Below are 12,628 nucleotides of genomic sequence, written 5' to 3'. Positions count from 1 at the left end.
CGACGACCGGCTAGCCCCGACCGCCGTGCCTAACCACAACCGAGATCTACTCTGGAGATCACGACCATGGCTGCATCCATTCTAGCCCTTCCAACGCATCCTCTTGACGGCTTGCCGCTCGATAGCGACCTGCTCCTAACGCTTGAACTGGAAGATCTCATGCTGATGCCGGCGAAGCGAATCGAGGAGGTGATCGCCGGGATACCGCCCGGCGAAATGCGAGGTTTCTTCTGGGGCGTGCTTCATATGCGCAATATGCTCGATGCCTGTATGGGCTTGCTGCTATGAAGACTGTTCTTGCATGCCTCGCACTGCTCGCGGCCTCGCCTCTTTTAATGGCGCCGTCCGCTGCGGACCCGCTCGGTGTGGAAGTCAACGCCGACCCGACCGAGCGCGCTGCGTGGGAGCGCTATTACGACACGACCGTCACGGCTTGCACTTGTGTGAACGGCGTCTCGACGTTCCATCAAACCACGATCAGGCAATACCTCGCGGAAGGCAAAACTCTCGGGCGAAAGGTAAAACTGTTCCAAGTGTTGGTCCCGACCACGCTTGCGATGCGTCTCGCGTCGAACTGTCACTAAGGGTACCCCTTTGAAAGGAATCAACATCAGATTGAGCACTACGCTCGCCGGTGCCGCACTACTCTCTCTCAGCAGCAGCGCGTTTGCCGTTTGCGACGGATGCGTTGTCGGCGCAGTCAAAGAGGCGGAAATAACCCTCCAGACGGCGATCGCCTCTCTCGGATCATCGCTAACGACCCTTCTCAATGAGATAGATACCGATATTGCCAGCATCGGGTCCAAGCTGTCCGACAGCGTCGTTCAGGCTGCGAATACACAGCGCGAAATGTCGCTCGAAGTACAGCGGCAGCAGGAAATGGATCAGGTCGCCCGCGAAACGGAATTGCCACTCGACCCGTGCGCCACGTCTTCGAGCAATTATGCGGTGCAAGCCGTCAGCGGCGCTGCCTCTACATCGTCCTCGCTGCGTCCGGGTGGCGCACACGTCAGCTATCCGCCACTCGAAAAGGCGCTGAACTCGCCGGCCCCGTCTGTTGAGGCGTCGCGTCGCGCTTCGGCGAGCATCCACGGCGACAACTACTGCACGCCTCTGGAGTTCCAGCTTGGCTATCCGGGTTGCAAGGCATCGCAACTTCCCGATGGCGATGCTGACGTGGATTCGATTTTCATCGGTGCTGGCATGCCGGGTAAAGGCGTCGATCTGACGTTCACGCAGCAGCAACAGGACGCGGCACGCGCGTACGCGCGCATGTCGATTGACCCGCAACCGCCCGAGAGCATCAACAAGGCTGAGGCGGGCACGGAGGCCGGCAAACTGTATATCGCGATGCAGAAGGCTTACCAGGCAAACATATCGAGCGCCATCAAGCCGATCAATGACCTCATCGGCTCGCGTCAGCCGTTCAATGGCAGCGCCCAACTGATTCAGGATCTCAAGCAGTCGGACGCCGCCGCGCAGTATTTCAACGCGACCGCATCGAGCGTCGCCAAGAGCACGGGCACGATGAGCCTCGCCGAACTCGAAGATTTCGAGGCCGGCCGCCGCTGGCGTAACCCGTATTGGCAAATCGAGTTTGGCGCGATCGCCGACCCGACCAAGCTCATGCGCGAACTGCTGTTCACCACGGCTTTCCTGGCCGATCAAACGCATAAGCACGTCGAGTTGCAACGGCAAACGAATGTACTGTTGGGGCAACTGCTCGCAAGCAATGAGCGCGGAGTGGATCGTACCGCGATCGAAACGCAACTACAGCGCGTGCGCGTGACGAATGCGAGGTGAGGCGATGACGCGAACTATCAACGATGTATTCCGCGTGCTCGCAGCCTTCCCGCGTGTCCTGCGTCGTCGCCGCGCGCGTGGCGGCCTCACGCATCAGCAGTTCAAGGATGCCTGCCTCGTCGTCCAGCTTTGTTTTCTCGTGCATTGCTTTGTAGCCGCCTCGATCTGGTGGGCGCGCAGCCACGAAGGCGATCCGACGCGCTGGCTTGGCGTCGCGGTGGCCGTCGCGTGGGTCTTCTTTTTCTGGTGCTTCCTCTTGAAGCAGGCATACCAAACGGTTAAAAATGCAGTGGCGCGGGAGATGCAACGATGAGCAACGAAACGAAGAAAACCAGCATCGGCCGCCGCGTCGCGCATGCGAGCTTCTACATGATCCCCGGATATCCGGTCTACAAAGCGTTTCAGTCCGCCAAGGAAACGGCCAGCAGCGGGGCAAAGACGTTGCGCGACCTGCACAACGAACTCGAACGGCAACGACTATCAACCCGACGCACGCGAACCTATCGCGAAGCTATCGAGCAGGTTCGGACGGCGGACTCGTTGCCTCTGGAACAGATTGCTCGGAAGTGTCTCAATAGCAAGAGGGTGTGCCTTCTCGTCGCGTACCTGTGCCTTTTGTACTTCATCTATGGGGTGGTCGGCGGGGACTTCCTGGCCGTGTTCAACAGCGTGTTTGGTGCCATGCTCCCGTTGCTTTTCACGGTCAAATACGAGCACCGACTGTGGCAACTGGAAACTGGCCCGCAGCGGCCCGACGAGCCACTTGGGAGCTACCGCGACTTCTTCCGCTCGCGCGGGGCGCTCCTGCGGTTGGCCAATCCTCGCCTGTTCTAGATCACGGGGTATGTCGATGCTCAAGATATTTAAACGGGCTGCTGTTGCCGTCCCGCTCATCCTCGTAACAGCAACGTCATTTGCCCAACAGGCGAGTGTTTCGATGGGCGATATCCAGAATGCGGCGAATCGCAGCGGCGACAAGTCCATGTCGCTGCTCGAAACGGTGTTCGGCTCGATCGTTCGCAATCCGTTGACCGCTGGAAGCGGTGCCGGCAGCATGGTCGCGCAAATGTTTCTCGTGCTGAATTCGTGCATGCTTGCGGTCGGCGCGACCTGGGCCACGTATCACTTCGTCGCCTCGCTGATCGCGACCGGCCAGGATGGCGAGTTCATGGGCCAGAAAAAATCGTCGCCCTGGTTTGTGATTCGGACGTCAACCGGCTTTTCTTCACTCGTTCCGGTCTTTGGTGGCTTCAACGGCGCGCAGGCGATCATGCTGTGGGGGACGGTGCTTGGTGTCGGCATCGCCAATCTCACGATGGACGCCGCCCTGGCCGTGCTCAACAGCGGCGGTTCGATGATCGCGACGCCGACAGCGCCGCAAGCAACGACGTTGGCAAAGGCCCTTTTCGAGGCCAACCTGTGCGCGCAGGCCGCGAACACGGCCATCGATAACATGCCCAACGATACGGGCGTATCGGTCGATCCCGCCGAGAAATTCAACTCAGCCGGAATCGGGACAAAGATCGTCCTGACGAACCAGCGCGGCCTCTCATGCGGCGGAGCGGAAGTCAGCATTGCGGCCCCGCCGTCGATCCCGCAATACGACGGTATGGCCGTCTATGCAAACGATCCGAACCAGGCATATTCGCAACTGCTTGCCGCACACCAAAGCGCGCTCTCGGCAATGCAATCAACGCTGGCCGGTGCCGCGCAAACCTACGTGTCTGCTATCAACGGGCAGGCGCAGCCGGCCGACCCTGCGAACACCATCAATCAGGCCGCATTGCAATACCAGGCCACGATCACAAAGGCGCTCGCAGACTCATCAAACGGCATCAGTCAGCTCGCAAGCGTCATCCAGTCGAACCTCCAGCGCGACGGCTGGGTCATGATGGGCACGTGGTATCAGACTTTCGCGCAGGCGAACTTGCAGCTCACAAGCCTCGCGAACGCAACGGCCGCAGCAGTGTCGGGAACCAGCCCCGACAGCCTGCCTTATCCGCAGCTTTATCGGAAGGTCAGCGCCGTTTACAGCCAGCAACTACAGCAGGATGCATCGGTTACAACGACGCTAGGTGCGCTGGACAACCTGTCGGTAGGGATCACCGGCACGGACCCGAAAAGTATCCTCGGCAAACTTGTCAACACGCAGGGTCTGGTGAGATGGGCGGTCAACCTCAACTCGGGGCAAGGGCCAAACGGATCGACCAATCCCCTGATTGGCATGAAAAACCTCGGCGATTACATCCTCGACGCCGGCTGGACCGCGCTCGGCGCGTATGGTGTCGTCGAGGCTACCGTGGGCGCAGCGAAAGAGAGTACGGCCGGAAAGATTGCCGATGTGGTGACAGGTGGCATTACAGGACTGTTGACGGGCGCGGGCGACGGCTTATTGAGCGCGCTCGCCCCGTTCATCGTGATAATCCTCGTCACACTGTTTTTCTTCGGAGCGATGCTGTCGATCTATATCCCGATGCTGCCGTTCATGGTGTGGTTCGGGGGCGTGGTTGGCTGGTTTGCTGTCGTTTGTGAAAGCGTCGTTGCCGCACCCCTATGGGCGTTTGCTCACCTTGACGGCGATGGCGAAGGCATGGGCCAACGCACCACGCACGGCTATATTTTCTTGCTGAACGTGATGTTTCGCCCCGTCTTTATGATGCTCGGCTTCATTTTTGGTGGGGCCGGCGTGGTTGTGCTCGGCACGTTGCTCAACACAATGTTCGGAGTCGCATTGGCGAACGCGCAATTCGACTCGACAACCGGGCTGGTGAGCATCATCGGCTACATCGTCCTGTACGTGAGCATGTGCCTCAGTTTGGTCAACGGCGCGTTCGCGCTCATCCACGTGATTCCCGATCAGGTGTTCGTTTGGGTCGGCGGACAGATGGCTGGACGTGTGGGACAGGACCTGCACGACAAGACCAATCAGAGTTTCGGCGCAGGCGTCAATCAAGGGGCCAACGTCGCTCGTAGTCAAGCGCCTGCGATGCTTGGCGGCGGCAGCGCTCCAACGGACCCCGCAGACGCCAGCCGGATCCATCGCGAAAGCGTGTAAAGGAAGCCCGTCGTAACGACGGGCCATATGTTATTTCCGGTGAACCGTTACGGGATTTCGCGCCGTTGAAATCTGCGCCAGCCGGTCATTTGCGGCCCGACAGCGTGCTGTCGAATGGCACATCATCGCGGGCAATGTTTGCCAGCAACGCCGGGTTCGAATAGGTTTCGGGACGCTGCCACTCGTGCTCCCACAAAACGAGCGGACTGATGCGGATGCCGGTATCGAGCAGCACATCAAACGCCTCATCGGCCATCGCCAGCGTTGCAGCCATCGCGTCGCCGCCGTGGCCCGCTAGGATTAGGCGCAAGGTCTGCGGTCACCGGCCGGCCGGTGGTAGCCTCTGGCCCGGCTTCCGTACAGTATCGCGTGCGCAACCGCAAATTGACCTTCCAGACGTACCAGGAAGGCGCATATCGCCTGCGTGGTTGCAGGGTCGACGTTACCGGTCATTGTTGCCTCGGTCGAGTTCAGCGTCCGTGATCTCGCGACAAATGACACCGCCGAAACGTAACTGATAAGCAGGCTTGAAACGGAACGACAGCCACGTCGCGCAATCGCCTGCGAAATAGCATGGGCCTTCGCCCGAGATTGCCGGGCAGGTTGAGTCGATTTGAGTCGACAGCAAACTCGCTGCGGTACGAGTTCGGTATCTCGCGCAGGCACACATAGCGGCTTTGTCGCGCCCTTGTGAATCGGCACGAGGGACTGCAGTTCGTCGAGCGTCATAGTCCTCGCCCCAAAGACGCCGGTCGCATCCCTCGCGAGCGAATGTAGCGGACGCCCGTCTACTCGGCGGGTTGTTCACTTTTGACGTGAGCTACGCGGCGCGGATCGACTCTATGAAGGCGTCAAAATCCTTGTCGTACACTCGTTGACGATTCTGTTGCACCATCAGGTAATTCGCTGGATCGACCTTTGCCAGTTCGCGCAAAGCCGCGTCCTTCAGCGCCTTGTTACCCGCGAGGTTCGCTTCCGCAGCCAACAGTTGTTGCTCGAGCTTTCTCGCATAAGCCTTCCAGTCTGCTGCGGTCCGCTCGGCCGCGAATGCTCTGCCAAGCGCTGCCCCGTTATCGCTCATTCTTGTGCTCCTTCGGATATATCCGATTCCATTTTTTCAAAATATCAGGAAGCGCTTCACCCTCGCAAGAGGCATTTTCGCGCGACGCGTCATCGCTGCCACGAACAATCCAGCCTGTCTTCCGATCAAGATAAACAGGCTGAACGCCGTGCGACTCCAGATCGCGCACCGCTTCAGCGATGGCGTCATTGGCTCGCTTCAGAAACTCTGGGCTCCGCATATAGCGGCCTAGTTTGTCGGCTGGCATGGCATGTTCTCCTTTGTTACAAGCATACGCCGGCTGCCCGGACCCTCGAAAGTATTGATTTCGCCTGCTGCATCCCGTGGGCGCGACCAAATAACCTCGATCGGCGGAAAGCAATCGGGGGGATATTTTGAGCTTCTGGAGCCTGTTCGGCTGGCTTGCCGCTCCCACGAACCTTCGCCGAGCGTCGCAGAGACTGCAAATAATGCCTTGATGGCATGGGGCACCGTGGTAATCGAACGGTCACACACGAGTGCCGCGCGACCAAATAACCTCACAACGGTGACTAGTCCTAGGTCGATAGTCGGCGTATCCGTCGCTTCTGGCCGTTGCCAGCGGCCTCTGCCGCATCACAAGAGTTGGCACACTACCCGCATTCACCTGGCGGACGCATTTCGTCGACCCACTTCCGTCGGTCAGCGCAGCGCGACATCAAGGGCGGCTTCCGTGGCACAACGGACCTTCGATTAGCGCATTGGAAGACGAGAGCTTGGCCTTAGCCGACGCTCGCCGTTCATCCGCCGTGCGGTTGCAACTCGCCGCTTCGCTGTCGCTCGCGATGCGACGCAGTCGAACGTCAGCTTCCGCGAACGACGAACCATTCTCGTAACCCGGCACGGACGCTCCTGAAGGACTGCTGGCAACGACGGTCGTCAGGGGTCAACTGTCGAGATGTGTGTATCACTCATCTCTGTGGATTGGCCCAAGTCATGACTGCCCGCGAGCAACTCTCAGTCGGTCCAATCTCTATCGATTTCACGCAAAATGCAGTACATTTGCAGCACATCATTGACGAGACACTGCCATGTCACGCCTGAAGGACGAAACTCTGTCTATCCGCACTTCCGCCGAGATCAAGCGGCTTTTGCGCTTGGCGGCTGATCGCGAGCGCCGCTCGGTGGCATCAATGATCGAAATCCTAGTGCTGGAGTATGCGCGTAATCATGACTTGAGACTGGGGCGCCCGAGCGAAGACCCAAGCAAGGCGAATGTTTGACATGGCTATTCAAGCTATAGCGAACCGCCGCCTGGCCGCCACACCCACACATCTATGACGGCAGGAACAGATTCATGGCCACTAATGAAAATCAGGTTGAGCGGGACCTCATCGCCAAGCTTGGCGACCTGAAATACACCCCGCGTCCTGACATCCGTGACCGAGCAGCACTCGAGGCCAACTTCCGCGAAAAATTCCAGCAGCTCAACCGCGTCAAGCTCACTGACGAGGAGTTCGCGCGCCTGCTTGAAGAGATCGTTACCCCTGATGTCTTTACCTCCGCGCAGACCCTGCGCACCCGTAACAGCTTCATCCGCGAAGACGGCATACCGCTGAACTACACGCTGGTGAACATCGACGACTGGTGTAAGAACAGCTTTGAGGTCGTCAATCAACTGCGCATCAACACCGACTACAGCCACCATCGCTTCGATGTAGTCCTGCTCATCAACGGCGTACCTGTGGTGCAGATCGAGCTGAAGACGCTGGGCATCAATCCGCGCCGAGCTATCGAGCAGATCGTCGAATACAAGAACGATCCCGGTAACGGCTTCACGCGCACGCTGCTGTGCTTCATGCAGGTGTTCGTCGTCAGCAATCGCGATTCCACTTACTATTTCGCTAACAACAACGCACGGCACTTCAGTTTCAACGCCGACGAGCGCTTCCTCCCCATTTACCAGTTCGCTGCGCCCGATAACACCAAGGTCAGCGCGCTCGATGAGTTTGCCGACGCCTTCCTTCCCAAGTGCACGCTCGGCCAGATGATCAGCCGTTACATGGTGCTGGTGGCCAGCGAGCAGAAGCTTTTGATGATGCGGCCCTACCAGATCTATGCCGTCAAGAACATCGTCAAGTGCATCGAAGAAAACAGTGGTAACGGCTACATCTGGCACACCACCGGCAGCGGCAAGACGCTCACCAGTTTCAAAGCCTCCACGTTGCTCAAGGCCAATCCGGCAATTGAGAAATGCCTTTTCGTGGTCGACCGCAAAGACCTCGACCGCCAGACCCGCGAAGAATTCAACCGCTTCCAGGAGGGCTGTGTCGAGAGCAATACCAACACCGGCGAGTTGGTCCGTCGCCTGCTGTCCGACAACGCAGCCGACAAAGTGATCGTCTGCACCATCCAGAAGCTGGGCTTGGCGCTCGACGAAAACAGCCGCCGCAACAAGAGTCGCGAAAAGCGTGGGCTCGCCACCTATGTCGATCAGCTCGAAGCGCTGCGCGATAAGCGCATCGTCTTCATCTTCGACGAATGCCACCGCTCGCAGTTTGGCGAGACCCACCAGACCATCAAGGAGTTCTTCCCCAAGGCCCAGCTCTTTGGGTTTACTGGCACGCCCATCTTCGAGGCAAATGCCAGTGCCAAGCAGATCAGCGGTGAGACCCAGACGCTCAAGACCACGCTGGATCTCTTCCAGCAATCGCTGCACGAATACACCATCACCCACGCGATTGAAGACCGCAACGTCCTGCGCTTTCACGTCGACTACTTCAAGCCCGATGGCAAGCATCCGCCGAAGCCGGGTGAAACCCTGGCCAAGCGCGCGATCGTTGAAGCCATCCTCGCCAAGCACGATGCCGCCACGGGCGGGCGCAAGTTCAACGCCATCTTCGCCACGGCCTCGATCAATGACGCCATCGAGTATCACCGCCTGTTCGAGGACATTCAGGCCGAGAAGCAACAGGCCGATGCCAACTTTGTGCCGCTCAACATCGTCGCCGTGTTTTCACCGCCCAGCGATGTAAGTGCCGATGTGCGCCAGCTGCAGGAGGACCTGCCCACCGAGCTGGAAGACAACCAACAGGAGCCAGAAGCCAAGAAGGCCGCACTCACCTCCATCATCGCGCGCTACAACGCCCGTTTCGGCACGAACCACCACATCGAAGAGTTCGACCTCTACTACCAGGACGTGCAGCAGCGCATCAAAGACCAGCAATGGCCCGATGCTGACCTACGCAAGGCCAACTCTGGCGCCGCACAACACAAGATTGACATCACCGTCGTTGTCGACATGTTGCTCACCGGCTTCGACAGCAAGTACCTCAACACCCTCTACGTCGACAAGAACCTCAAGTACCACGGCCTCATTCAGGCTTTCAGCCGCACCAACCGCGTGCTGAACGACACCAAACCCTTCGGCCACATCCTCGATTTTCGTGGGCAGCAAGACGCAGTGGATGCCGCCATCGCGCTTTTCTCCGGCGCCAAAGCCGAAGCGGCGCGCAAGATCTGGTTGGTGGACAAAGCTCCTGCCGTCATCGAGGAACTGCGAAAAGCCAGAATCGGTCTGCAAACTTTCCTGCAGGCCCACGGCTTGTCCGACAAGCCGGAAGAGATCATCCAGCTCAAGGGCGACGAGGCCCGCATCGGGTTCGTGGAAGCCTTCAAAAAGGTGCAGAAGCTGCAAATCCAGCTCGACCAATACACCGACCTCACGCCCGAGCAAGAGCGCAGCATCCAGACCATCTTGCCACCGGACGAATTCCACGCCTTTCGTGGCCAGTATCTGGAAACCGCCAAGCGCCTGCGCGACGAGCGCGCGAGCGCAGGCAATCGCGCGGACGAAGCCAAAAACGACGAGATAGAGCAGCTCGATTTCGAATTCGTGCTCTTCGCCTCTGCCACGATTGATTACGACTACATCATGAAACTCATCGCCGACTTCTCCACCAAGAAGCCCGGCACGGCCCGCATGACCCGCGAGCAACTGGTCAGCCTAATCGCATCGGACGCCAAGTTCATCGACGATCGAGAAGACATCACCGAATACGTCATGAGTCTCAAGGCCGGCGAAGGTCTGGACGAACGCGCCATCCGCGCCGGCTACCAGCAATTCAAGGCAGTGAAGGCCGCCCGGGAGCTGACCGAACTCGCCGCCCGCCAAGGACTGCCCGCGGCCGACCTGCAAGGCTTTGTGGACGACGTGCTGGAGCGCCGCATCTTCGACGGCGAGCAACTCACCGAATTGCTCGCCCCGCTGGAGCTGGGCTGGAAGGCCCGCACGCAGAAGGAACTGGCCTTGATGAGCGAGCTGATGCCGCTATTGAAGCGTCGCGCTGGAGGCCGGGAAATCGCGGGCCTTCAGGCTTACGAGGATTGAGTGATAGTGAAAAAGGAAAAGAAAAAGGCAGTAGTACCGAAGCTGCGGTTTCCGGAGTTTCGAGAGTCCGAAGGCTGGGATTTAAAGCATGGCGATGAACTCTTTGACGCAATCAATAACCGATCACCGTCGGAGGCGCTCCCAATTCTCGCGATCACCCAAGAGCATGGTGCGATTCCGAGAGATCAAATCGATTACCACGTATCGGTTACTGCACAAAGCATTGAGAGCTACAAAGTCGTCGAGAAAGGCGATTTCATCATCAGTCTTCGCTCCTTTCAGGGAGGCATTGAGTATTCCAGCTATCGAGGAATTTGTAGCCCTGCCTACGTAGTCCTTCGCAGAAAAGGAGAGGGTTCGGACGGCTACTTCCGACACCTGTTCAAGTCAGCGAGATTCATCCAGCAGCTGACGCGCAACATTGAAGGATTGCGTGACGGGAAGATGATTAGCTACAAGCAGTTTTCAGAGCAGCTGATATCCGTACCTGCGCCAACAGAGCAAAAAAAAATCGCCGACTGCCTGACCTCGCTGGACGAGCTGATTGCCGCTCAGGGGCGGAAAGTTGAGGCCTTGAAGACCTACAAGCGCGGCCTGATGCAACAACTCTTTCCCCGCGAAGGGGAAACCCTCCCCCGCCTCCGCTTCCCCGAGTTCCGCGATGCGCCGGAGTGGAAAGAAGTGCCGCTTGGTGATCTTTTCGACACGTCGAGTGGAGGTACCCCCGACCGCACCAAGCGGGAGTACTGGACGGGAACCATTCCGTGGGTCACGACTTCTCTGGTCGACTTTAACGTCATTACCAAAGTAGATGAGTCAATCAGCGAAGCGGGCTTGGAGAATTCTTCAGCAAAGGTATTTCCCGGGGGAACGGTCTTGATCGCCATGTACGGGCAAGGCAAGACGCGCGGGAAGGTTGCGATGCTTGGAATTCCGGCCGCGACGAATCAGGCATGCGCGGCAATCCTGCCAAACGATGACGTCGACAATGGCTTTACGTTTGTGAGCCTTTGTGGGCGTTACGAAGAGATGCGCAAGCTGAGCAATAGCGGAGGGCAAGAGAATCTGAGTCAGGCGCTGATTCGCGCGCTTCCGTTTCGCTACCCCAAGGATGTCGACGAGCAGTCAAAAATCGTTGAATGCTTCTCCGAGATTGATGCGCTGATCATTGGAGAGGATGAAAAGTTGAACGCACTAAAAATTCATAAAGAGGGCCTGATGCAGCAGCTTTTTCCAAACTTAGAGTACACCAAATGACGCTCGACGAAATCGCCAAGACACTACGGGATGACGCTGCGCGGATCACACTTACCTACGCTTTTAACTCGACTGGCAAAACTCAGCTTTGCGTGGCGTACAAGAATGCGACCAAGCTGGAGGATGGTATTCATAAAGGGGTCTACTATAACGCCTATAGCGAAGACCTTTTTGTGTGGGACAACGATGAAAACAACGATGGTGCAAACGTTAGGCTGACCGTTTTGCCAAGCAGCCTGAGTAGGTTCCACACCTTGCTCACGGAAGACAACATCCGCGAGAAACTCAAGGCTTACAAGCCCAAATTCGGGTTTGCACTCAAGTTGCACGAAGACGACCCCGAGAGGGGGATCGAATCTATTTCTTTCTTCATCCCGAATCAAAACCTCGACGAGCCCCAGAAGCCAATCAAGTTGTCGCGAGGAGAGGAACGGATTTTCGTCTGGTGCTTCTTCCTGGCCTTGTTCGAGGTCGAAGGCTGGGCAGACAAGCAATCGAGTCACTTCTTCATTGATGACCCTGTGTCCAGCCTGGACGATCACAACATATTCGTCACGGCTGCGACTCTATTCGACCTTATCGAGAGTCAGTTCGAGAAGCGGAAAATCATCGTCACCACTCACCACATTGGCCTGTTCTCGATCCTAAGCGACTGGCTTAGCAAGGGCGAGAAGAGCAGCAAGTTCAAGAAGCATACGAAGCTCTACGTCCTTAGTGCGAAATCAGGCGAGCTTGACCTGGAAAAATGCGAAAAGGACGTCTTTCTGTACCACCTGAGGGTGCTACAGGTGCTGTCCAACGCCCAAAAGGCTAACGATGTCCGGGCCTATCACTTTGCGATGCTTAGGCAGGTTTTGGAGAACGTTGCGTCTTTTCTTGGTGTTGCGCAATTCGGCTATGTACTGAATCAGATCGGGATCCGCGAGCCTAGCCGCGTGGCAGACATCGTCAATGCCTTGTCGCACAAGAAGGTCTACTACTACGAGTCAGATATCGTTATTCCAGACAATTTGAAAATCTTTGATGACGTCATGACTGGACTTCTCGCGAGGTACAACTTTGTATTGCATGCGGAGTAAGGCAT

The 12,628-nt window shown here is 57.7% G+C and carries 13 protein-coding genes; 10 read left to right on the top strand and 3 right to left on the bottom strand.

Annotated features, from left to right (window positions below; all coding sequences use genetic code 11):
• The first annotated feature begins 66 nt into the window (after positions 1-66).
• From BX592_RS10015 to BX592_RS09990, 6 genes are read left to right on the top strand one after another with little or no spacing between them, the layout of a single operon-like run.
• Positions 67-288, top strand: coding sequence for a hypothetical protein (locus tag BX592_RS10015; RefSeq protein ID WP_134191609.1), 222 nt, complete (start codon positions 67-69; stop codon positions 286-288).
• Positions 285-584, top strand: coding sequence for a hypothetical protein (locus tag BX592_RS10010; protein ID WP_134191608.1), 300 nt, complete (start codon positions 285-287; stop codon positions 582-584). Before BX592_RS10015 ends, BX592_RS10010 begins: the two co-directional genes overlap by 4 nt.
• Positions 553-1,803, top strand: a complete 1,251-nt coding sequence (traW, locus tag BX592_RS10005) for a conjugal transfer protein TraW (protein ID WP_134191607.1) — start codon at positions 553-555, stop codon at positions 1,801-1,803. Before BX592_RS10010 ends, traW begins: the two co-directional genes overlap by 32 nt.
• A 4-nt stretch (positions 1,804-1,807) precedes the next feature.
• Positions 1,808-2,116 carry a hypothetical protein gene (locus BX592_RS10000; protein WP_134191606.1) on the top strand — a complete coding sequence of 103 codons (309 nt, stop codon included), beginning with the start codon at positions 1,808-1,810 and terminating at the stop codon, positions 2,114-2,116.
• Positions 2,113-2,637 (top strand): MATE family efflux transporter, encoded by a 525-nt coding sequence (locus BX592_RS09995; RefSeq protein ID WP_134191605.1) that lies wholly within the window; start codon positions 2,113-2,115, stop codon positions 2,635-2,637. The genes BX592_RS10000 and BX592_RS09995 overlap by 4 nt, the downstream gene beginning before the upstream one ends.
• A 16-nt stretch (positions 2,638-2,653) precedes the next feature.
• On the top strand, positions 2,654-4,858 hold the full coding sequence (locus BX592_RS09990; protein WP_134191604.1) for a DotA/TraY family protein: 2,205 nt from the start codon (positions 2,654-2,656) through the stop codon (positions 4,856-4,858).
• Positions 4,859-4,943: 85 nt separating this feature from the next.
• Here BX592_RS09990 and BX592_RS34360 read toward each other — a convergent pair whose 3' ends face one another.
• From BX592_RS34360 to BX592_RS09975, 3 genes are all read right to left on the bottom strand, one after another.
• Positions 4,944-5,132 carry a nucleotidyltransferase gene (locus tag BX592_RS34360; protein ID WP_243849451.1) on the bottom strand — a complete coding sequence of 63 codons (189 nt, stop codon included), beginning with the start codon at positions 5,130-5,132 and terminating at the stop codon, positions 4,944-4,946.
• A gap of 546 nt (positions 5,133-5,678) precedes the next feature.
• Positions 5,679-5,939: a hypothetical protein gene (locus tag BX592_RS09980; protein WP_134191603.1), complete on the bottom strand. Its 261-nt coding sequence runs from the start codon at positions 5,937-5,939 to the stop codon at positions 5,679-5,681.
• Entirely contained in the window at positions 5,929-6,186 is a 258-nt protein-coding gene (locus BX592_RS09975; protein ID WP_134191602.1) for a hypothetical protein, read from the bottom strand. Before BX592_RS09975 ends, BX592_RS09980 begins: the two co-directional genes overlap by 11 nt.
• A gap of 802 nt (positions 6,187-6,988) precedes the next feature.
• Between BX592_RS09975 and BX592_RS09970 the strand changes: the two genes are divergently transcribed.
• From BX592_RS09970 to BX592_RS09955, 4 genes are all read left to right on the top strand, one after another.
• Positions 6,989-7,180: a hypothetical protein gene (locus BX592_RS09970; protein ID WP_134191601.1), complete on the top strand. Its 192-nt coding sequence runs from the start codon at positions 6,989-6,991 to the stop codon at positions 7,178-7,180.
• 74 nt (positions 7,181-7,254) lie between these two features.
• Positions 7,255-10,287, top strand: a complete 3,033-nt coding sequence (locus BX592_RS09965) for a type I restriction endonuclease subunit R (protein WP_134191600.1) — start codon at positions 7,255-7,257, stop codon at positions 10,285-10,287.
• 6 nt (positions 10,288-10,293) lie between these two features.
• Positions 10,294-11,544, top strand: a complete 1,251-nt coding sequence (locus BX592_RS09960; protein ID WP_243849448.1) for a restriction endonuclease subunit S — start codon at positions 10,294-10,296, stop codon at positions 11,542-11,544.
• A complete protein-coding gene (locus BX592_RS09955; protein ID WP_134191598.1) occupies positions 11,541-12,623 on the top strand; it encodes an AAA family ATPase in 1,083 nt (360 codons plus the stop codon). The genes BX592_RS09960 and BX592_RS09955 overlap by 4 nt, the downstream gene beginning before the upstream one ends.
• Positions 12,624-12,628: the final 5 nt, after the last annotated feature.

The sequence above is a fragment of the Paraburkholderia rhizosphaerae genome (genome assembly GCF_004366595.1).
Lineage (GTDB): Bacteria > Pseudomonadota > Gammaproteobacteria > Burkholderiales > Burkholderiaceae > Paraburkholderia > Paraburkholderia rhizosphaerae.
This window is presented reverse-complemented; position numbering and strand designations above follow the sequence as displayed.

Excerpts from the sequence above, each read along its gene's own strand:
- BX592_RS10015 (WP_134191609.1), top strand. The coding sequence starts at position 67 with ATGGCTGCATCCATTCTAGCCCTTCCAACGCATCCTCTTGACGGCTTG.
- BX592_RS10010 (WP_134191608.1), top strand. The coding sequence starts at position 285 with ATGAAGACTGTTCTTGCATGCCTCGCACTGCTCGCGGCCTCGCCTCTT.
- BX592_RS10000 (WP_134191606.1), top strand. The coding sequence starts at position 1,808 with ATGACGCGAACTATCAACGATGTATTCCGCGTGCTCGCAGCCTTCCCG.
- BX592_RS09995 (WP_134191605.1), top strand. The coding sequence starts at position 2,113 with ATGAGCAACGAAACGAAGAAAACCAGCATCGGCCGCCGCGTCGCGCAT.
- BX592_RS09990 (WP_134191604.1), top strand. The coding sequence starts at position 2,654 with ATGCTCAAGATATTTAAACGGGCTGCTGTTGCCGTCCCGCTCATCCTC.
- BX592_RS34360 (WP_243849451.1), bottom strand. The coding sequence starts at position 5,132 with ATGGCTGCAACGCTGGCGATGGCCGATGAGGCGTTTGATGTGCTGCTC.
- BX592_RS09980 (WP_134191603.1), bottom strand. The coding sequence starts at position 5,939 with ATGAGCGATAACGGGGCAGCGCTTGGCAGAGCATTCGCGGCCGAGCGG.
- BX592_RS09975 (WP_134191602.1), bottom strand. The coding sequence starts at position 6,186 with ATGCCAGCCGACAAACTAGGCCGCTATATGCGGAGCCCAGAGTTTCTG.
- BX592_RS09970 (WP_134191601.1), top strand. The coding sequence starts at position 6,989 with ATGTCACGCCTGAAGGACGAAACTCTGTCTATCCGCACTTCCGCCGAG.
- BX592_RS09965 (WP_134191600.1), top strand. The coding sequence starts at position 7,255 with ATGGCCACTAATGAAAATCAGGTTGAGCGGGACCTCATCGCCAAGCTT.
- BX592_RS09955 (WP_134191598.1), top strand. The coding sequence starts at position 11,541 with ATGACGCTCGACGAAATCGCCAAGACACTACGGGATGACGCTGCGCGG.